This window comes from Streptomyces sp. NPDC031274 (assembly GCF_055570235.1).
The window spans coordinates 525,039-544,051 of sequence record NZ_JBVIHP010000003.1 but is presented as its reverse complement, the minus strand read 5'-3'; the positions used below and the strand labels follow the sequence as shown (position 1 = coordinate 544,051).

Here is a 19,013-nt window from a genome sequence, read left to right as displayed (position 1 = left end):
GGTGCCCCCTCCCACATACGTAATGTGCGACACGTACGTAATGTGCGACACGTACGTACGTATGTGCGGGAGGGGGCGCCATCACGTTCGGGAGCTTCAGGCCACGGGAGCGAACGGCACCGTGAAGCACGCCACCCGGTCCCCCGCGCCGCCCTGCTCCCGGTGCAGCACGACGGATCCGGCCCCGCCCGCACGGAACTCCCAGCCGTGGCGGGCGCTCGCCCCGCCCGAGCCGTCCGGGTTCGCGGTGAAGTCCAGCCAGACCTCGTTCTCCGGGTTGGCGTAGGCCGGGTCCTTCGAGGGCTGAACCGGGTCCTCGCGGTGCTGGTAGTGCCCGCCGGCCGCGGCCGGGTCGGCGCCGCACGGCTTCTGGTGCACGTGGGCGCCGTACGCGTGACCCGGTTTCAGGCCCTTCACGCGCACCGTGACCGCCATGTCGCCAGGACCGCCGCGCTGCTCGACCTCGATCGAGGATCCGGCGGGCACGAGCTTCTGGTCGTACGTGATCGCCGACGAGGGGATGAAGGCCGTGGGCGGCGCGAACCGCGCCCCGACCCGTTGCCGGTAACAAGGCGCCTCGTCCCCGCCGACCACGCCGCCGCCCGCCGCGAACACCGCCGCCGCCAGAGCCCCGGCGAGCATTCCTGCCACCATCGTCCCGCTCCTTCCGTACCGTCCGTTGACTCACTCTGTTGGTACGGGACTTCGGCGCCGTACGCCGCGCCGAGAGCGGCAGCCGGGTGAACGTGATGTAGCGAACACATGAGCCCCCAGCGGATGTCCTGCGGCGAGCGCGGCGTACGCTGTACAGCTGTCACCAAGCCGCCCCTGCCGCTCCCCGCGACGTCGCGGCAGCCAAGACGTCGACCGGGGAGTTACGGGGAATTTCGGTGCTTGAGAGTCTGGGCTCACTGACCAGCAGCCCATGGATCTACGCGGTAGTGGCACTTTCTGTGCTCTTCGACATCGTCCTGCCCGTGCTGCCGAGCGGCGTCCTCGTCATCACGGCGGCCACCGCGGCGACCGCGGCCGGCACGGCGAGCACGGGGGCGGGGAGCGTCGCGCGCGAGGTCCCCGACATCCTGCTCCTCCTGCTCTGCGCGGCCACCGCCTCGGTACTCGGCGACCTGGCCGTCTACCGCCTGGCCTGGCGCGGCAACAAGCGCCTGGACCGCGCCATCGCCCGTTCGCGCCGCCTCACCACCGCACAGGAACGACTCGGCACGGCGCTCGCCCGGGGCGGCGGCGTCCTGGTCGTCGTCGCGCGCTTCGCCCCGGCGGGCCGCTCGATCGTCTCGCTCGCGGCGGGCGCGGCACACCGCAAGGTGCGTGAGTTCCTGCCCTGGTCGGCGCTCGCGGGCGTGGCCTGGGCGGGCTACAGCGTCGCGCTCGGCTACTTCGGCGGGCAGTGGCTCGGCGCGACGTGGCTGGCCACGGGCGTCTCACTGATCGCGCTGTTCGCGGCGGGGGCGGGGGCGGCGTTCCTGGTGCGGCGGCCGCGCGCGGTGGCGGCGAACTAGGCTCCGCGCACGGCGGCGGCGGGCTAGGGCTCCGCGCGCGGCGTGACGGCGGACTGCACTCCGTGCACGGTGTGACGGCGGACTGCGCTACGCGCGCGGTATGACGGCGGACTGCGCTACGCGCGCGGCGTGACGGCGGACCAGGATCCGCGCACGGTGACGTCAGGCTAAGCCGCCGGGGCCTCCTCGGCGGCCTGCTCGGCCGCCCGTGGCTTGCCCCCTCGCACCTCGATCCCGGCGAGCAGCTCGGCGGTGGCTTCGGCGACCGCGTCCACGGCGCGGTCGAAGACCTCGCGGTTGTGCGCCGCAGGGGCACGGAACCCCGAGACCTTGCGCACGTACTGGAGCGCGGCGGCCCGGATCTCCTCCTCGGTGGCGTCCTCGGGGATGGCGGGCGGACGGAGCGTCTTGATGCTTCGGCACATGACTACAGCTTGCCGCGAGTGCGGCGCGGGCGGGAAGTCGTGACGCCCACGAGATCCACATGACCGCGCCGGACACCGCCGGGCCCCGTCGGACCCCGCCAGAACTCGCCAGAAGCCGCCAGAACCCGCGAGACCTCGCCAGACCCCACGAGACTCCACGAGACCCCTCGCACTCGAAATTCGAACAGGAGTAGCATTACCGGGTGCCTGCAACCCCTGCATACGACTTCCCTGACGACCTCCTCGCGGGTCAGGAGGAACTGCACCAGGTCCGGGCCGAACTCCTGGCCCTGCTGAAGCGGCTCCCCTGGTCGGTCACGCCGCTCGACGGCTTCAGCGACGACCACGGCTGGCGCAAGGTGGAGCGCCCGGCCTCCCCCGGCTGGACCCCGGACGAACAAGCGGAAGTAGAGAAACTCCGCTCGCGGGAACGGGAGTTGGCGGTGTTCGTCACCTGTCACCGCTTCTGGGACGAGGTGACGGGCCCGGATGCCGTGGCGGCCCGCGCACGACTCAAACACGCCCACGAGAAAGCCATTGACACCGAGTGACAGCGGGCGTTGACTCAGCTAGGCCGAGGAGGTGCTGGCATGAATATTCTGCTGGTGGTCCTGCTTCTTACGCTGATCGGCCTGGGCTTCAGCCAGCCAATTCTGTGGCTGGCCGCCGCGGCGCTCATCTTCTTCATGATCCAGCAGTACGACCGCGGGGGCTCGGGAAAGAGCAGCAGCAGCGGGCCCGGCGCGGGCGGAAGCGGTGGTGCCGGAGGTGGCGGTGGTGGCGGTGGTGGTCTCCCCAAGACCTACCGCGACTACCGCATCCGGAAGGAACGCCTGGAGCGCTGGGACCGCAGGTACCGCCGGACGCATCCTGATTCGAGTCGCTGATTCGAGTCGCTGATCAGGGCGCTGGCCGGGATGCCGACGGGGTGCCGATCCGGCGCCGATCCGGCGTTGAGCGAATGCTGAGCCAATGTCGAGCGGTGCGGTCGTCATCGGGCGGCCGCACCGCCGGTACTACTAGTAATCATTCCGGGTGACAGCGCGCTTACCTGCGCAAACGCTGGGGATTGAGGTCATGCACAACGCATCGACCAGCCCCGGGAGTTCACTCGTATGCGCTTCGGAACCGCCGTAGTCACCGCCGCCTTCGCGGCCCTTCTGACCGCGGTCGCCCCTTCGGCCACCGCCGAACCCCACGCCACCCGACCGAGCGTCGCGACGCCCCCCGGGCAGGTCTGCTTCTGGACCGAGCCCGGCATGATGGGCCAGGCCTGGTGCTACGGCCCGCCCGGCTACGCGGAGGCCGAGAACGGCACACAGCGCCACGCCTACTCCTTCGAGTCGCGGGTCAACGGCACTGTCTACGCCATCAGTTTCGGCCCTGGATCCGGCTGCCTCTACCGCGAGATCCGCCCGGGCGACTACGACGAGAACTGGACGGCGTGGGCCACCAAGCTGGACGGCGTGAGCGATACAACCATGGGCTGCGAGCAGGGCTGACGTACGTAGATGCCCCACCGCCCATGGCCACTCCTGGCCGCGCTGTTCCTCTCACCCTCCCTACTCCTCCTGAGCGCGTGCGCGCAGTCGCCCACAGCCCCCGCGCTCCCACCCGACGACGTCATCAGGTCGGCCCAACAACAGCTGACGGACGACTGCTTGAAGAGGCAGGGCCTCACGCCACCACGCCCGCACCACGGCAACGACAACGACAGCGCCGGCGCCCCCCGCAACCCAGGCGAACAATCAGCCCAGGCCCAGGCCCAGGCCCACGCCCGTGCCCAGGAGCGCACGGCAGCAGCCCTGTTCGGCACGGGCCGCACGGAACTCTCCCTCAAACTCGCCACCGGCTACACCGTGCGCGCCCACACGGACGGCTGCCTCGCCGCGGCACAACGCACGCTCTACGGCGACCAACGGCGCTGGTTCGAGGTCTCCACGATCGCCAACAACCTCAGGCCGGAGGCGGCGTACCGCCACCGCACCCTCACGTCGGTCCGCGCCGAGCACCGGCAGGAACTGGCCGACTGGCGAACCCTGCACACGCACGCCCTGCACCAGGCCACGACCCGACTCACCGCTCAGCAGCAGAGAGAGAAGCACGCATCATGATCAGTAGTCACAAGCCCATGGCCCTGCTCGCCGCCACGCTCCTGACACTCGGCACCGCCGTGGCCTCGTCGGCCACGGCCCAGGCCGCCTCGTGCCCGAGCGGCCAGTTCTGCGCCTGGACGGACGCGAACTTCGGCGGCCAGCGCACGAACTGGTCGGGCGACGACCACGACTGGGAGGACCCCATCCAGGACCAGGACTCCTCCTGGGCCAACCACGGCATCTCCGGCCCCGGCATCAAGGACCACGTCCAGGTCTACGAGAACCCGGGCCTTGTCGGCTTCGGCACGGTCTGCCTGGGCCCCAGCCAGGAGATCGCCACTCCCAGCGGCTGGGCCAACGACAGCGGCGACTCCCACACCTGGAAGATGGAGTGCTAGCTGTCGCCCCACCACGGTGCACCCCTGCCACGGCCACCACGGCCACCACGGCCACGGGGTGCACCACCCTCTGAACACCGCCCCCGTCGGGTCAGCCTGAACACCGCCCCCGACGGGTCAGCTTCGGTCAGCTGGTCGGCGCACCCGCGGGAAGCCCCCCGAGCATCGAGACCGCTCCCAGGGCCGCGTCGTCGACCACGGACGTGGCAGCCGCGGGGTTGTCCGCCGTCAGCTCGCCGGTCTTCTCGTCGACGTCGGCCCCGCCGAGAGTCCCCTGCGGGTCTCGCGTCGATTCCTCCGTCGTCCTCATGACGGAGTCGAGCAGCTGCGCCCCACCGTCGGCAGGCGGCTGCGGCGCGGCGAACGCGGGAGAAACGGCCCCCAGGGCGAGCCCGACACCGACGACACCAGCGGCAGCCTTGGCGATCTTCACGAGGTGGATCCCTTCCGGCAGGGCCCGGCGGCAGCACGACGGTCGTACGCCCGGAGCATCCACAGGTCGGACACTCACACAGCCCTTGCCGAATTCCCCAACTCTCCCGTGATCGCCAAGGTTCTGGCCGACCACCCGATCGATGTCCTGAGGCCCTGCTCCTTCCGGCGGTCATCGCCGAAGCCGGGTGGCCCGGCAGGAGCAGTGTCCTGCCGGGCCACCCGGTCTCTTCCCACAGCTTGTCCCGCGCTTGTCCCGCGGCCTGTCCTACAGCTTGGCGCTCCGGTTGGCCGCGGCCCTGAGACCGGCCACCGTGAGCGCCACGACCAGCAGTGAGGCCAGCGCGGCGGCCACCGCCGACAGGGCCGGAATCGGTGCCGTCACCCCGTCGGGCCGCAGCACGTAGGAGAGCGTCGTGGAGTCGATCCGATCACCCACGAGGTGGCTGACGGTCAGCGCACCGGCCACCAAGGTGCTCGCCACGGCGACGATCGGCGATCCGCTCAGGCACAGTGCCAGGCCCGTCACGGCACAGACGGCGACGACGCCGAGCGCGGCGGATACGCCGATGGTGGACGCGTCCGACCAGTTCAGCGGGAAGTGAGCCGCCGCGCAGAGCAGAAGAAGGACGCCTGCCGTGCGGCGCAGCCACGCCAGGACCGTCTTGCCCTGTGCGTGCGTGGCCGCGGCGGCCGGGACGGATGAGGGGTGGCCGGCCTCGGCGGGCGAAGCGATCGGCGCGGCCGGAGTCCCGGCCCCGACGCCGTCGGCGTCCACGGCTCCGCCGTCTCCCCTACGCCCCTCGTGTTCCCCGTGTCCCTCGTGCTGCTCGTGCTGCTCGTGTTCCTTCTGCTCCCTCAGGCTGCCGATCAGCTGCATCAGATCCTCGACAGACCTGGTCGTACCCGCGGCGTGTACCGCCTCGGCGCCGCTGTGCGGGTCGTGAGGGGGGCGGGACAGCAGGTGAACGAGACGGCTGACCTCCGGAATAGGCCGTTCTTCGGCGGCGTGCCGAATGGCCTCATCCATGTGCTCGGCGGGGTGTTGCGGCGGGCCGAGCAGTTCCACCAGCTGGGTGACGTCGTCGACAGAGCGGGCGACGGCGGCCAGGCGGAGCACCGAGGCGGCGGTCGGCATGCCGTCAGGTGACTGCTCCAGGAGGGTGACGAGGTCGACGACGTCATCCAGGGGCCTGGACACCACGGCGACGCGTATGAGCTCTTCCACGGCGTCGTCGTCGGCGCCGGGCGCGACCTGTTCCGGGGGCACGTCATCGGCGCCTCGGCCGGTGCCGTGGGCGACCTGGTCGGCGCCGTGGGCCACCTGGCCGGTGTCGTGGCCGACCTGGTCGGGGGCGAGGTCCTCCGCGTGCGGCCGCAGAGCAGGCTGATCGAGGGGCGGGGCGCCGAGCTGCACGGTCCCCCAGTGAACCGACGTCGAGACCAGCGGCTCGTCGGTTCCGGATATGTCCCCCGCGGCAGAGAATGACTCAGCGGCCATTTTCGTTCTCCATTTCAGCGGGGCGTCCTCACCCCGCAGGTGTACGTGTCTCCCGTTCTATGCACGCTTCCTCCGCCCCGCCACTGGAGGAACTCCCCCGGAGGCGGGTCGGCGAGAACAGCCCGCCGCCGAGCCGAAGAGCACGAGCTGACCTGCGCGACGCCCTGCCGCGGTCCGCCGCCGCCCGTGGACGGCCGCTTCCGCCCACGGCTGGAATGGGCGCTTCCTCTGTTGCCGTTGATACTGCCGTCATGCACTTAGGTACCGCCCGTGTGGTGACGAATGGATACTGCAACTCGGCATCGGCATAGCGTGGTTACGGACAGAGGGGGCTCGAGTCCATGCCTACCAACTCCGTGATCCTCGTAGTCGACGACCACAAGGACACCCTGTTCGCGTTGGAGAGCGCGTTGGCCCCTCTCGGCTACCCGATGGTGAGCGCGACCAACGGCGACGACGCCCTCAGGATGGTCCTGCGCGGGAACGTCGGGCTCATCCTGCTCGACGTGCGCATGCCGGGCGTGAGCGGTCTCGACGTCGTGCGCTATGTACGCCGACTGGACCAGACGCGGTCCATCCCCATCATCTTGCTGACCGGCTTCGACGTCAGCCGCGACATAGCGTCGACGGCCTTCCTGCTCGGCGTGGCCGACGTCGCCCTCAAGCCCATCGATCCGCTGACCCTGCGCACCAAGGTCCGCTACCTCTTCGACACCCACCAGCAGATGAAATCCATGCAGCTGGAGATCGATGAACTCCGGGCCCAGCTGAAGGACGGCAGCATCGGGACAACGGACAACAGTCACTCTGCGTCACAGTGCGCTCCCGGCCCTCAGATAGAGACGTGAACGCCCCTTCGTGAGTGCCGCCGATCCCTGTTCAGACTCGGCACACGACGCCTCACCTCACCCTTCGACCACAACCACAACCACGAAGAAACCCCCCAGCCGATCACGGCTGGGGGGTCAAAAGCAGGCAGTCACCTGCTACTTGTCCTCGGTGGGCGCGGACGGTTTCGAACCGCCGACATCTGCCTTGTAAGGGCTTAGGCCCCAAGATCCAGCTTCGCCGAGACCCGCCGAACCCGATCAGGTGGCGTGGTGACCCCGGATCATGGACCGCATCTGGATTCGCCGAGTCTCGCCTGACGTGATCGAGGGGGCTTTGTGGACTCTCCGTGGACTCCATCGGCAGTGGATCACTGAACGGCGCGGAGTCCACTTCCCTCGCATCAGAGCCGTACGCACAGCCTCCTGAGCACCCTCACTCTGGTGCGTGTAGATCCACGTGCCCCTGCCCCAGCGCTTCTGCCCGAGGAACCGCTGCGCGTAGACCTCCTCCACCCCCGCGTGATGCAGGCGCGTGGTGACGCCATGGCGGTACTCGTACGGCCGCGGCTACCACTCCGGCCGCCTCGTCTCGGGGATCACTACCTGGCGACGCCGGCCTGCGTGCGGGGTCCTGGCAGGTCCGTGCTCGCACCTCGGTGCGTGTGCGGTCGGGGAACTCCTCAGCGGCCTTCTTACCTCCTTTGTCGATGGGGTAGTTCTTGGCCTTCTGCTTCCCGGTGGGGTCCCGGTAGCGGCCCTGCCACGACCCGATGCAATCGCATCGGCTGCGGCGCTCGCCGTACTTCGCGGGTGGGTACTCCTCGATGCACAACACGCATCCGCAGATCTTGCTGTGGACCTGCCTTGGATTGTCTGCTGCCCTACGCCCCATGCTTGATCACCTGCTCGCTCCTTCGCTGCAGCGGTACGCGAGGAGGCAGGTCGACCGGCTCCTCGCACCAGCAGGCTCCACCCAAGTCGGTTCGATCTACTGCGAGTTCGTACTGCACAGGGTGCGGACGGGGCTGGACGGAGGGCGGGCTCGTCGCCGCGTGACCGGCTGTCACAGACGCATCAACCGGGCCTTCCACCTGCCCGATCCAAGCCAGGCTGGACCCATGCCAACCCAGGAGCCCGGCAAGTCAGCAACATGGGCAAAAGTTCTCGCCGCGTTTGTCCTCTTCGCACTGATACCTCTCGCGATCTGGTTCCTCGTCTCCTTCCCCAGGTCGAGCGCCCTTCCGTAGAGACCGAACCCGCTACGGTGATAGCTGTTCAGGTGTGCAGGCTGCGGCTACTTCTTTGGGTGAAATTACGCCGCCGCCACTCTGATCTCTGAACGCCCACGCATAGGCGCCCACTGCGGGGAACCAGGCGAGCGCCTTCGCCGCGCTGGATTCAAGCCGAGAACATCAGGGCTTCTGCGCACCTACTGCAGCGGCCTTCTCCGCCTGTCTCACCACATTCGGCGCGACCATCTCCTGAGCAGGCTGGGCATGTCTCGGAATTGGTCAGCAAGGAGCCGACCCCACACAGCCTCGACCGTGGACTTCTGGTGATGAACAGGCCCTAGTCCAGCACGCCAAGCTCGGCGTCCGGGCGGCAGTGAGGGCAGGCGTCGACCGCCTCGTACAGAACTCGACACGCCTGGTCCTTGGGGGACGCCGCGGGATCGCTTGCCTGCAATGTGGCAGCCGCCGACGTGGACGTACACCGCGGCCCCGCCGTCAAGGCCCTGTTCGGTGAGCCAGTCCGAGGCCGGGGGCCGCGCCTGCTCGCCGCGGATCCGCTCGGCCTGGCTCCGCTCCTCGCCCGTGATCGGGTACGCGCGAGGTCCCACCCCTAGACGCGTTCAAGGAAGCGCAGCGGGTCGAGGCGGGCAAGTGGAGCCGAGCCGGTCATGTGTTCGAGTCTATGTCTCTGGCCTGCATAGATCCCATTAGCCCCCTCGACCTCCCACCTCGCCCTTGATGGACATAAGGGATAAATAAGGCGCACGATAGGAGAGGCAGGGAGGCCGCCATGAGCAACAAATTCCGCCGGATCTCATCAGCACTCGTCGCTGCGGTCAGCATCGCAAGCCTCACCCTTACTGCCGGGTGCAGCAGCGACGACAGCAGCACGCCTGCGCCGAAGGAGAAGACCGCCTCGAAAACGGCGCCACCGAAGAAGGAGCAGGAATCGCAGAGCAAGAGCGAACGGGCCGACCTCGTCCGCTTCCAGTTCGACGACCGTTCACAGGCCGGGTTCACCGACATCTGGGTCGTATGGACGGTCAAGAACAACAGTGGCGAAAAGTCCAACTACACATGGGACTGGGAGGCGGTGAACGCCGACGGAACCCGCGTGGAGAACAGCTCTCAACTGGAGACCGACGTACAGCCAGGTCAGACCGCGACCGGCGAATTCCCCACAACGCTCAAGAGCACGCAGAGCATCAAGCTCAACATCACGAGCTTCGATCGCACCGCCAGTTACTGAAGGGGTGCCACTACGCGGCCTCGGCAGCACCCTCCGAGCAGGCGAGAGGGGGACGCCATGGTGACGTTCGACCCGGACAAGAAGCCCACGAAGCGCACATGGATGCACCGGATCTTCGGACTCAACCCAGCCGCCGATATCCGCCGCGTACGACTCGATCACCGAGATGCGAAGGCGACGATCGACGCCAACAAGACGAAGACCAAGAAGGCGCGCAGCGACCGCGCGTACATCAAGCAACTCAAGAAGGACCGCACCGGTGACAGCTCGATCCATGCGGAGCTGTCGACGAGCGGCAATATCAAGCAGGTTGAGGTACCGCTCGACTGGGACGCGCACCGGTCGTCACTGCCACACTGGAAGCTCGCGCCGGGTCGCCCCCGGCATGAGGCCCCGCCGGAGTACCCAGTGGGGCCTTCGTTCATTCGGTTGGCAAGGAGACCACTCCCCCACCAGAGCTAACGCGCGACGCTCAGAAGGCGCGCTCTCCATCGACGACCGCGAGGGTCCAACGAGCGCCGTCAGCTGCCTGGATGGCCAGCTTCTGCTTCACCGGGTCACCGTAGACCCGCCCGATGGTCACGGGGCTGCTGCACTTGATGGTGGTGGGGTCGTCCTTTGGATTCTCCCTTTCAACTACCGTCACTGTCCTGGCGCCGGAGCACTTGACGTGCACGGTGTACACGCCCTTACCCGGTGTGAAGTCAGGGACATCCTCTGGTCCCTCTCCACTGCGCACCTTCACTAGGTACTTGGCGTGAGCAGGCAGCCGCAGCCTCAAGTCCCGCCCGACGACCCTGATGCTCTTGTCTGCCGCCGCGGCAGTGCCCCTGATGACGGTGGCGGTGACGACTCACCGCAAGCTGCTTTGGACCCGTTCCGCCGACAGTGCCCGTGAACATGCGTGAGCCCCAACGCCTCCGGGCTGTGGGGGCCTTTCGTCACGCCTGGAGAGTCCTGCCGCCAGACGTGCACTCTCCCCCGCCACCCCTGGCGCGTACCGTGACAGCGTGGCAAACGACGACCTGGGGCGAACTCTCCGCCGCCTGCGCCGCCTGGCCTCCCTGACGCAGGAGGAACTGGCCGAGCGCTCCGACGTGTCTGTAGACGTGATCCGGCAGCTTGAGCAGCGACGGAAGCACTCGGCGCGCTTGCCTACACTTCACGCCCTGGCGAACGGTCTGGGCGTGGAGCTCACGACCCTTCTGGGAGACCCTCCTGCCGTCTCGACAGGAGAGAACGACGGGCCGCAGTTCGTGGCGGTACGGCGGGCCATCATGCCGGCGCTCTGGGTGGCCCCTCCAGAGCCGCCAGGGCCCAACTTCTCGCTGCCCGACCTGCGCGAGCAGATCGCGGACGGCTGGACGCAGTATCACTCCGCCGAGTTCGACACCGTGATGAAGGCGCTGCCCGACTTGATCTCGGATGCGCGCGCCGCCACGGTCGCGCCCGACAGCACGGACCAAGGCGCCGGATTCGCAGCGCTGGGCAAGTCCCTCCAATTGGCCGGGCACGTCGCGGTGCGCATGGGGAAAACGGACCTCGCCCTGATCAGCCTGGAGCGCGCTATAGACGCCGCGGGCCGTTCCTCCGACCCCCTGCTACGCGCCATGATCGTCAACTCTGTTGCGTGGACCTACCAACGGCAGGGCCGCCTCGGCGACGCCCTGAGTATCGCCCTGCACACGGCTGGTGACATCGAGGACAACGGGCACACGGGCACGGCTGATGGCCTGAAGGTCTGGGGTGCACTGACGATGTCGGCCGCCACGTCGGCCGCGCGCAGCAACGACTACGAGCGAGCAGCTGCGTTGATGGAGCGCGCCGAGAAGGAGTCGGCTCGTGTGGCCAAGCTGCCGCAGGGCAGTGACAGCCGCATGGTCAGCGTGTTCAGCCCGTCGTCGGTGCGCATCGAGCGCGTCCGCCTGGCCGTGCAGTACGGGCACCCCGAGGAGGCGCTGGCCCTCGCGAAGGGGATGCGGCTGAGCAAGGACACCCCGCCGTCCTGGCGGACGTGGCTACTGCTGGACGTGGCCCGAGCCCACACGGATCTGAGCGACGCGGCTGGTGCGGTGAAGGCCCTGGAGTCGCTGCGCCGTGTGGCGCCGACGTGGATGCAACACCACACGCTGGCCGTGGCCATCGTTCGTGATCTGTGGGCGCTCCCCAACCATCCCCCGGGGCTGCACTCGTTGGCCGAATTCCTGGGCGTCAGCGATTAGCGTCGCGAAAGTGGGACGCCACACCCCTGTCACCCTATGTGGCACGTCGATTACATGAGGTGGACAACACCCCGGCGACCGCGTGAACGGCCCCGGGGCATGGCCGACCAACGGGAGTCGACATGGCCGAGAGTACGGGCCCAGCATCCGGCGCGGTAAGCGGACCGAGAAGCACACTCCAGGCGCCGCCAGTCCAAGTACCGGACCCGGGCGGGCTGTCCGAGCAGCAAGTACGCGGCCGTGCCTGCGTGTGGTGCGCCGTCACCCTGAACAACACGACGGCCATCGACCTCGGCACACGGGAGGCAGCGGCCCACGGAACGCTCACCCACTGGTTCCCGCGCGCCTGCCGCCCCTGCGCCGTCCGGCACGCGTACCGGACGCTGCTCGACCACACGCAGAGCTGCATGCAGTGCGCCGACGACCCGGCCCTCTGCGACGAAGGCGTTGTGCTGCGGCTGGCCTTGAAGCTGGTGCGGCGATGACAGGGGAAGAGGTGCTGCCGTGTGGCCCGCGCCTGCTCCAGCTCCTCTCCGGGGACACCTCCCAGCCTCACACCTGCGATCTCTCGACCACGCGTGCCGTCAAGGGGGGCCAGGCAGTCACCGTGCCCGGGGTCTGGTGTCCCTGCAAGTGCCATCGCCCGAGGGCGCAGGAGAGCGAGCCTCTGCGGGCAGCGCGGGACGCTGCGCGAGAGGTGACGTGCCGCCCGGGGTCCGGGTAGACGGGGCCGCGGAGCGGCATGTCGAGAGCGTCGGCGATGAGGAGCCCGTTCGAATAAGACACTCGTTCGAGTGATCGAGTACATGCCCCTTGCGAGAGCGCTCCCTATCGGATCTGATGCATGCGGCTGGCATACACCTCCACCTCCAGACCCCGAGTGGGCTCACTCGCGACCGGCCCTCTCGGGGGCAGGTGTCGCGGGAGGGGGGCGGTAGGAGGTGTTCACCTGTCCGCCTCATCCAGCCACCCACCACTCTGACTCGGTCAGAGCAAGCCGCCCCACCCCCATTTGCGGGGCGGGGCGGTCCAGTTCGTTCGTACGGCCCCGCCGAGTTGTGCGACGGGGGCCGTAGCCTGCGGGCCCGGCCTCCCCGCCGGAGCACCCCAGGAGTGGACGAGCACGTGTCTGGCACGCGTGGGGAGACACATCAGCCCTCGTCATGAGCGACTCCATGCGTGGCCCTGGTCTGCCCCATACCCCCGTACGAGTGACGTCGATCTCATGATCGGCGAGGAGTGTGGCTTCGATGTGGCCTCGCGCATGAAAACGGCCCCCCAACTGATCAAGCTTGGGGGGCCGTTCGTACCGCTTACTAGCGGGTTACTTCTGTGGGCGCGGACGGTTTCGAACCGCCGACATCTGCCTTGTAAGGGCAGCGCTCTACCACTGAGCTACGCGCCCGGGATGTTTCGACAGCCTACCCTGCCTGTGGCCCCGCCCCGCAAACCCGTATGGACCGTTGATGTTTCCGTTCCCCGTGGCAGTGGTGGTCCGCACCTGGTGTCCGCCCGTAGCGAAGACGGCAAAGTCACCGTGCGCAGCGCGAACTAACCGGCCCGTGTATTCGTCATTAACCGGTGGGAGAATGTGACACCGGGCAAGGCGGATGACAGCACGGGAGAGGGATAGTGACGGCGACACCTTCGCAGCCGTACACACCGGTTACGTCCAGCGGTTCAGTGGTGCTGGTGCCGGATGAGGATGTACGTCGCTGCGGGAGCGTGCGGCCGCCTCACCCCACGGACGACCGGCAGAACCTCCAGGGCCCCCAGCACCACCAGGACCCCCAGAAAGACCAGAACCGTCGGCGCCGCCCGCGCCGCCCGTCCCCTCTCCGCGATGCCGTGGCGCTCGCCCTCCTGCCCCTCCCCCTCCTCGCCCTCGCCCTTCCCTCCGCCTTCGCCGGTGGCGGCACCCGGCGGTGGTTCGGCGGGCGCGGAGAGAGCATGCGGGCCGACGCGCAAGCCGCCAAGGACGCGGCGGCCGCTGCCTTTTACGAGTTGGACACCGCCCAGCGCGATCTGCGGATCTCCATCGAGACCATCGTCGCCGTCGACTCCACGCCCGCCGCGCAGCGGACGGTCTCCGACTTCGAGGCCATCGGGCGGCGCATCGACGAGGCCAGCAGTCAGTACATCAACGCGGTGGACGCGCACGACCTCGACCGCGATGACCTCGAGGCCTCCGTCGCCGCCCGCGCACGCACCGAGCTCACCCAGGCCAAGGGCGAGCTGGACAAGGCCAGGGGCGACCTGGAGCGGTTCCAGCAGGGACTCGGGCCCCTGCTCGACAAGGCGGAGACGCAGCTCGCCCGGCTCGCCCCCGCCGTCGAGCGCGCCCGCCAGACCCTCCTGGCCGCCAGCAACGCCCTCGATGCCGTACGAGAGGCCGGGCTCAAGGCCGACGACCTCGCCGCACGCCTCGCCGCGCTCGGCCCAGAGCTGACCAAGCTCAATCAAGGGGCCGGTCAGCACGGCGTGCCGGAAACGCTGCAGCGGGCCGACCGCGTCCTTCGGGACGCCGAAGCCGTGCGGGCCGAGGCCGAGCAGCTGCCGGAGCGGGCCGCCGAGATAGACCGCCGCCTCGTCTCGCTGCGTACGCGCGCGCAGGCGCTCACCACCCGCAGCGGCCAGGTCGACCCGGTCCTCAGCGAGCTGCGGCGGCGTTTCACGGCCGCCTGCTGGCAGGACCTGCAGCGCGTGCCGGACGAGGCCGCGGAGAACGTACGGCAGGCCGAGGCCAAGCTCAAGGAGGCCCGGCAGGCGCGCGAAGAGCAGCGCTGGCCGGACGCCACCGCCCGGCTCTCCACGGTCCGCGCTCTGCTGAACTCGACGGACGAGGCGGTATCGGCCGCCGGCGACCGGTTGCAGCGGCTCAACGCGGTCTCGAAGGACCCTCAGCAGGAGATCGAGCGCACCCGCTTCGCGATCCGCGACGCCCAGCGCCTGGCCATGGCGGGGCGCCAGACCCCGGAGCAGCGGCACGCCCGCCCGCTCGACGAGTCCGTCGCCCGCCTGGACCGCGCGGTGGCCTCCCTGGAGGGCCGCCACCCGGACTACTGGCACTTCCTGACCGAGACCGAAGCCGTGCGGCAGACGGTGGCGCGGGTGGTCGGCCAGATCCGGGAGGAGCGGGGGCAGGGGGCCTAGGGCCGAAAGGCTAGGGGGGAGGGCCAGAGGGGTCCAGAGGCCTAGGGGCGGCTGGTTCGAGTGCCTCTGCTGGCGGTCCGGGGCCCGCGGGCGGATCCTGGAGTTACGTACGCCGACGTCTCCGGACGCGGGCGTCAGCAGTAAGAACATACAGAAGTGACAACGTACAGAAGAGGCCACCGCGCATACCCAAGGGAGGCGGACATGGCCACGCATGTACTTCAGACAGGGCCGAAGCGGCCCAGGCGGCACGTCACGCTGAACGAGCACCTGCCCGTCGACCACCGCCTCAGCACGGTCTACCGCGTCGGCGCGGGTCTCATGGGGCTCGTCCTGCTCGCGTTCGGCATCCTCGGCCTGATCGACAAGATCGGCTTCTTCGACACCGGGGGCGACACCGTCGCCGGTCTGAACACCAACGGCGCGCTCAGCGTCCTGTCGATCTGCGTCGGGCTGCTCCTTTTCGTCGGCATGGTGATCGGCGGCAACTTCGCCTCGACGCTCAACATGGTGCTGGGCTGCGCCTTCATCCTCAGCGGCTTCGTCAACCTCGCCCTCCTCGACACCGGCCTCAACTTCCTCGCCTTCCGCATGCCGAACGTCCTGTTCAGCTTCGTGGTGGGCATCCTGCTGATGATCTTCGGGATGTACGGGAGGGTCGGCTCGGCCCTGCCGCACGACAACCCGTACTGGAAGGCACGCCACCCCGAGCAGCACGCTGAGCGCTCCGAGCACCGCAAGCACCTCGAAGCACCGCCGCAAGCACCCTGAGCAGGCACGACCGCAAGCACCGCAAGCACGCTGCGCACTCCGAGCACCGCAAGCACCCTGAGCAGGCACGCTGAACGCCCTGTGCGAGCCTTGGGGCATGTCGGACCTCACCACTGCCTTCAGCAAAGACCTGCGGACCCGGCGCCTGGTCGCCATCGTGCGCGGCACCGACGCGGAGGCCTCCTTCCGGACGGTCATGGCACTCGTCGAGTCGGGCGTGCCGCTCGTCGAGGTGTCCCTCAGCGGCGCCGACACCCTGGGCGTCCTGCGCCGGGCGCGCGCCGAGATCGGCGACGAGGCCTGGCTGGGCGCGGGCACGGTCCTCACGGCGGACGACGCGCGGCGCGCCTCGGAGGCGGGGGCCAATCTCATCGTGACGCCGGGCCTCGGGGCCGGAGTGGATGAGGCCGTACGGCGCGAACTGCCCGTCGCCGCCGGGGTCCTGACCCCCACCGACGTGATCGCGGCGAGCGCGGCAGGCGCGACCGCGCTGAAGATCTTCCCCGCTTCGGCGATGGGCGGCCCCGCCTATCTCAAGGCGCTGCGGGCCCCCTTCCCCGACCTGCCCTTCGTACCGGTGGGCGGCGTGGACGCGGCCGCCGCCGAGGAGTACCTGGCGCTCGGCGCGGTCGCCGTGGGTGTCGGTTCCCCGCTCATCGGGGACGCGGCGGACGGCGGGGACCTGGACGCGCTGCGCAAGCGCGCGGCGCGATTCGTGGCGGTCGCGGGGGCGGGTCGATGAGCGCCACCACGGCAAGTGTTCAGGAGGCCGCCACCGTCCTCACCCTGGGCGAGACCATGGTCGCCCTGCGCGGCAGCGGGCCGCTGAAGCTGGGCGGTTCGATGGACGTGTCCATCGCGGGCGCCGAGTCGAACGTGGCCATCGGCCTCGCCCGGCTCGGCCACGCGACGCGGTGGGCGGGTGCCGTCGGCGATGACGAGGCGGGTGAGCTCGTGCTGCGCACGCTGCGCGCCGAGGGGGTCGACGTCAGCGGCGCGACCCGCGATCCGGACGCGCCCACAGGCCTGATCCTCTTCGAACCCCGGCTGCCCGAAGTGACCCGCGTGCACTACTACCGCGCGGGCTCCGCCGGTTCACGCCTCACGGCGTCAGCGGTCGAGCGCGCCTTCGCCGTTCCCGGGGCGCCCCGCGTCCTGCACCTCACCGGCATCACCCCGGCCCTCGGTCCCTCCGCCCTTGCCGCCTGCCGCCGCGCCCTCGAACTGGCCAGGGAGCACGGCACGACGGTCTGCCTCGACGTCAATTTCCGGTCGCGTCTGTGGAGCAACGAGGAGTCCGCCGCGGTCATGCGTTCCTGGATTCCGTACGTCGATGTCCTCATCGCGTCGGACGACGAACTGCCGCTGTGCGTACCGGAGATGACGGGATCGGGCGAGGACCCCACTCTTCCCGAGGCGCTCCTCGCCCAAGGAGTCCGCGAAGTCGTGGTCAAGCTCGGCGCCGCCGGGGCCACCGCGTACACCGCCGACGGCGAACTGCACGCTCCGGCGCGCCCGGTGCGGGCGGTGGACGCCGTGGGCGCGGGGGACGCGTTCGTCGCCGGGTATCTGTCGGCGCTGCTCGACGGTGAGGATGTGGCGGGGCGCCTGGACCGGGCCGTGACGACGGGCGCCTTCGCCGTGGCATCGCACGGCGACTGGGAAGGGGCACCCACGCGTGCGGAACTCGGGCTGCTCGGGGCGGGGCCCGGGACTGTGGTGCGTTAGCGCTGAGCAGGGCACGCGGTGAGGCCTCTGCGAGGGGCCGCGCCGCGCGCGGTGACGAACCCCTCGGGCCAGTAGGGGCTGGTCGCGTCCACGCGCGCGGCGGAGCCGCGTATCTCGCTGCCCCCTCTTGCTGCCGCGCGCCCCTTGCTGCCCCGCGCCCCTTACTGCTCCTCGCCCCTTGCGAGGCGCTCTGGAACCGCCGGTCCGCTAGCCGCAGCAGCCCCCGCCACAGCAGCCGCCACCGCCGCCGCCATCGCCTCGCGGTGCAGGGGCGGACGCCGAGGCCGAGCCTCCGACGGCCACCGTCGACAGCAGCTTCACCGTGTCCTCGTGCCCGGCGGGGCAGGCCGCGGGGGCGGCGGACTCGGCCATCGGGCGGCTCAGTTCAAAGGTGTCGCCACAGGAACGGCAGCGGTACTCGTATCGAGGCATGGGCCAAGGCTAGCGGCAGCGGATCAACCGGGGTGCATGGCTTCGGCGCAAAGGCGCTCAACCGGGGTGCGCGGCTTCGGCACAAACGCGCCCACCCCGGCGGCACTGACAGCACTGACAGCACTGACAGCACCCGCAGCACCGACAGCACCGACAGTCCTCAACGAACCGCCGCCGCGAGGAACCCCCGCAGAATCTCCTCCCCCGCCGCGACACCCCGCTCCGGCAGCACCGTGAGCCCCGGCGCCGTCCAGCCCTTGTCGGCCAGCTCGCCGTGCCCCGGACGCCACGAGCGGTCGGCGGCGAGCAGCAGATCGGCGTCGAGCAGCGAGTCACCGGCGGCGAGGATCTCCTCCGCGTCGATACGGCGGGCCACCTCGCGCATCGCCGCGCTCTTCGTCAGCGGCTTCGGCACCGCGTAGATCTTGCGGCCCTGCAAGGAGACGGTCCAGCCGCGGCCGTCCGCCCACCCGGCGAGCTCCTTGACCCACCCCTCCGGCAGCAGGGCGCGGTCGACGACGAGATAGGCGAAGAGATCCTCGGCCACCCGCTCCTTCAGGAGCCACGCCGGGTCGGCGGTGCGCACCATGTGTGCGCGGACCTCGTCGAGCGAGGCGCACTCGGCGGCGAGCGTGCGGCCGACGCCCGCCCGCCACTCGGGGTCGGACACCCCGTCGACCAGCAGATGCCCGCCGTTGGCGCAGATCGCGAACTTCGGTGCGGGGCCCGGCAGATGAATGCGGCCGTACTGCTCGCGCGTACGCGTGGTCGTCGGCACGAAGACCGTTCCGCGGCCCACCTCGTCGAGGAGTCCGGCGGCGGTCTCGGTGACGTACGACAGCGGCTTGCTCTCGTACACCTCGACGCAGAGCAGGCGCGGCGCGTCGGCGTCGGGCATGGTCAGGCCGAGGGCGGCGGCGGAGTAGATGAGGGTGCGGTCGAGGTCGCTCGCGACCAGCACCGGCCGGGATGCGCTCACTCGGGCACTCGCTCGTGCACTCGCCTCTGCGCTCACTTCCGCACT

Annotated in this window: 22 protein-coding genes and 1 tRNA gene; 15 read left to right on the top strand and 8 right to left on the bottom strand. The window is 69.7% G+C overall.

Annotated features, from left to right (window positions below; all coding sequences use genetic code 11):
• Positions 1–96: 96 nt before the first annotated feature.
• Positions 97–654 (bottom strand): superoxide dismutase family protein, encoded by a 558-nt coding sequence (locus tag ACZ5CR_RS07960; protein ID WP_468854679.1) that lies wholly within the window; start codon positions 652–654, stop codon positions 97–99.
• A gap of 236 nt (positions 655–890) precedes the next feature.
• On the opposite strand from ACZ5CR_RS07960, the gene ACZ5CR_RS07955 reads away from it, so the two are divergent.
• A complete protein-coding gene (locus ACZ5CR_RS07955; RefSeq protein ID WP_468854677.1) occupies positions 891–1,520 on the top strand; it encodes a DedA family protein in 630 nt (209 codons plus the stop codon).
• Between the two features lie 167 nt (positions 1,521–1,687).
• Here the strand turns inward: ACZ5CR_RS07955 and ACZ5CR_RS07950 are convergent, their stop codons facing one another.
• Positions 1,688–1,945 carry a DUF2277 domain-containing protein gene (locus ACZ5CR_RS07950; RefSeq protein ID WP_468854675.1) on the bottom strand — a complete coding sequence of 86 codons (258 nt, stop codon included), beginning with the start codon at positions 1,943–1,945 and terminating at the stop codon, positions 1,688–1,690.
• 203 nt (positions 1,946–2,148) lie between these two features.
• Here ACZ5CR_RS07950 and ACZ5CR_RS07945 point away from each other — a divergent pair, with 203 nt between their 5' ends.
• From ACZ5CR_RS07945 to ACZ5CR_RS07925, 5 genes are all read left to right on the top strand, one after another.
• On the top strand, positions 2,149–2,496 hold the full coding sequence (locus ACZ5CR_RS07945) for a hypothetical protein (protein ID WP_468854673.1): 348 nt from the start codon (positions 2,149–2,151) through the stop codon (positions 2,494–2,496).
• Between the two features lie 39 nt (positions 2,497–2,535).
• The gene (locus ACZ5CR_RS07940; RefSeq protein ID WP_468854672.1) at positions 2,536–2,832 is read left to right on the top strand and encodes a hypothetical protein; all 297 of its coding nucleotides are present in this window, start codon (positions 2,536–2,538) and stop codon (positions 2,830–2,832) included.
• A 228-nt stretch (positions 2,833–3,060) separates the two neighbouring features.
• On the top strand, positions 3,061–3,447 hold the full coding sequence (locus ACZ5CR_RS07935; protein ID WP_389914275.1) for a hypothetical protein: 387 nt from the start codon (positions 3,061–3,063) through the stop codon (positions 3,445–3,447).
• A gap of 9 nt (positions 3,448–3,456) precedes the next feature.
• The gene (locus ACZ5CR_RS07930; protein WP_468854671.1) at positions 3,457–4,059 is read left to right on the top strand and encodes a hypothetical protein; all 603 of its coding nucleotides are present in this window, start codon (positions 3,457–3,459) and stop codon (positions 4,057–4,059) included.
• Positions 4,056–4,439, top strand: coding sequence for a peptidase inhibitor family I36 protein (locus tag ACZ5CR_RS07925; RefSeq protein WP_468854668.1), 384 nt, complete (start codon positions 4,056–4,058; stop codon positions 4,437–4,439). The genes ACZ5CR_RS07930 and ACZ5CR_RS07925 overlap by 4 nt, the downstream gene beginning before the upstream one ends.
• A gap of 127 nt (positions 4,440–4,566) precedes the next feature.
• Here ACZ5CR_RS07925 and ACZ5CR_RS07920 read toward each other — a convergent pair whose 3' ends face one another.
• On the bottom strand, positions 4,567–4,872 hold the full coding sequence (locus ACZ5CR_RS07920) for a hypothetical protein (protein ID WP_468854666.1): 306 nt from the start codon (positions 4,870–4,872) through the stop codon (positions 4,567–4,569).
• 267 nt (positions 4,873–5,139) lie between these two features.
• Complete coding sequence (locus ACZ5CR_RS07915) at positions 5,140–6,372, bottom strand: hypothetical protein (RefSeq protein ID WP_468854663.1); 1,233 nt, start codon at positions 6,370–6,372, stop codon at positions 5,140–5,142.
• 341 nt (positions 6,373–6,713) lie between these two features.
• Between ACZ5CR_RS07915 and ACZ5CR_RS07910 the strand changes: the two genes are divergently transcribed.
• The 3 genes from ACZ5CR_RS07910 to ACZ5CR_RS07900 all read left to right on the top strand — a co-directional run bounded on the left by ACZ5CR_RS07910 (position 6,714) and on the right by ACZ5CR_RS07900 (position 10,145).
• Positions 6,714–7,220, top strand: a complete 507-nt coding sequence (locus ACZ5CR_RS07910) for a response regulator (protein ID WP_468854661.1) — start codon at positions 6,714–6,716, stop codon at positions 7,218–7,220.
• A gap of 2,004 nt (positions 7,221–9,224) precedes the next feature.
• Complete coding sequence (locus ACZ5CR_RS07905; RefSeq protein ID WP_468854659.1) at positions 9,225–9,683, top strand: hypothetical protein; 459 nt, start codon at positions 9,225–9,227, stop codon at positions 9,681–9,683.
• A gap of 57 nt (positions 9,684–9,740) precedes the next feature.
• Positions 9,741–10,145 (top strand): hypothetical protein, encoded by a 405-nt coding sequence (locus tag ACZ5CR_RS07900; RefSeq protein WP_468854657.1) that lies wholly within the window; start codon positions 9,741–9,743, stop codon positions 10,143–10,145.
• 10 nt (positions 10,146–10,155) lie between these two features.
• Here ACZ5CR_RS07900 and ACZ5CR_RS07895 read toward each other — a convergent pair whose 3' ends face one another.
• Positions 10,156–10,422, bottom strand: a complete 267-nt coding sequence (locus tag ACZ5CR_RS07895; RefSeq protein WP_468854654.1) for a hypothetical protein — start codon at positions 10,420–10,422, stop codon at positions 10,156–10,158.
• A gap of 271 nt (positions 10,423–10,693) precedes the next feature.
• Here ACZ5CR_RS07895 and ACZ5CR_RS07890 point away from each other — a divergent pair, with 271 nt between their 5' ends.
• A complete protein-coding gene (locus ACZ5CR_RS07890) occupies positions 10,694–11,905 on the top strand; it encodes a helix-turn-helix domain-containing protein (protein ID WP_468854653.1) in 1,212 nt (403 codons plus the stop codon).
• Positions 11,906–12,027: 122 nt separating this feature from the next.
• Positions 12,028–12,390, top strand: a complete 363-nt coding sequence (locus ACZ5CR_RS07885) for a hypothetical protein (RefSeq protein ID WP_468854651.1) — start codon at positions 12,028–12,030, stop codon at positions 12,388–12,390.
• 848 nt (positions 12,391–13,238) lie between these two features.
• Here ACZ5CR_RS07885 and ACZ5CR_RS07880 read toward each other — a convergent pair.
• Positions 13,239–13,310: transfer RNA gene (locus ACZ5CR_RS07880), tRNA-Val, on the bottom strand.
• 227 nt (positions 13,311–13,537) lie between these two features.
• On the opposite strand from ACZ5CR_RS07880, the gene ACZ5CR_RS07875 reads away from it, so the two are divergent.
• The 4 genes from ACZ5CR_RS07875 to ACZ5CR_RS07860 all read left to right on the top strand — a co-directional run bounded on the left by ACZ5CR_RS07875 (position 13,538) and on the right by ACZ5CR_RS07860 (position 17,557).
• Complete coding sequence (locus ACZ5CR_RS07875; protein WP_468854649.1) at positions 13,538–15,058, top strand: hypothetical protein; 1,521 nt, start codon at positions 13,538–13,540, stop codon at positions 15,056–15,058.
• A gap of 204 nt (positions 15,059–15,262) precedes the next feature.
• Entirely contained in the window at positions 15,263–15,829 is a 567-nt protein-coding gene (locus tag ACZ5CR_RS07870) for a DUF4383 domain-containing protein (RefSeq protein WP_468854647.1), read from the top strand.
• Between the two features lie 97 nt (positions 15,830–15,926).
• Positions 15,927–16,571 (top strand): bifunctional 4-hydroxy-2-oxoglutarate aldolase/2-dehydro-3-deoxy-phosphogluconate aldolase, encoded by a 645-nt coding sequence (locus tag ACZ5CR_RS07865; protein WP_468854646.1) that lies wholly within the window; start codon positions 15,927–15,929, stop codon positions 16,569–16,571.
• On the top strand, positions 16,568–17,557 hold the full coding sequence (locus ACZ5CR_RS07860; RefSeq protein ID WP_468854644.1) for a sugar kinase: 990 nt from the start codon (positions 16,568–16,570) through the stop codon (positions 17,555–17,557). The genes ACZ5CR_RS07865 and ACZ5CR_RS07860 overlap by 4 nt, the downstream gene beginning before the upstream one ends.
• Positions 17,558–17,764: 207 nt before the next feature.
• On the opposite strand, the gene ACZ5CR_RS07855 is transcribed toward ACZ5CR_RS07860, so the two are convergent.
• The gene (locus ACZ5CR_RS07855) at positions 17,765–17,989 is read right to left on the bottom strand and encodes an FmdB family zinc ribbon protein (RefSeq protein ID WP_468854641.1); all 225 of its coding nucleotides are present in this window, start codon (positions 17,987–17,989) and stop codon (positions 17,765–17,767) included.
• Positions 17,990–18,149: 160 nt separating this feature from the next.
• Entirely contained in the window at positions 18,150–18,968 is an 819-nt protein-coding gene (locus ACZ5CR_RS07850) for an HAD family hydrolase (protein ID WP_468854638.1), read from the bottom strand.
• Between the last annotated feature and the right edge of the window lie 45 nt (positions 18,969–19,013).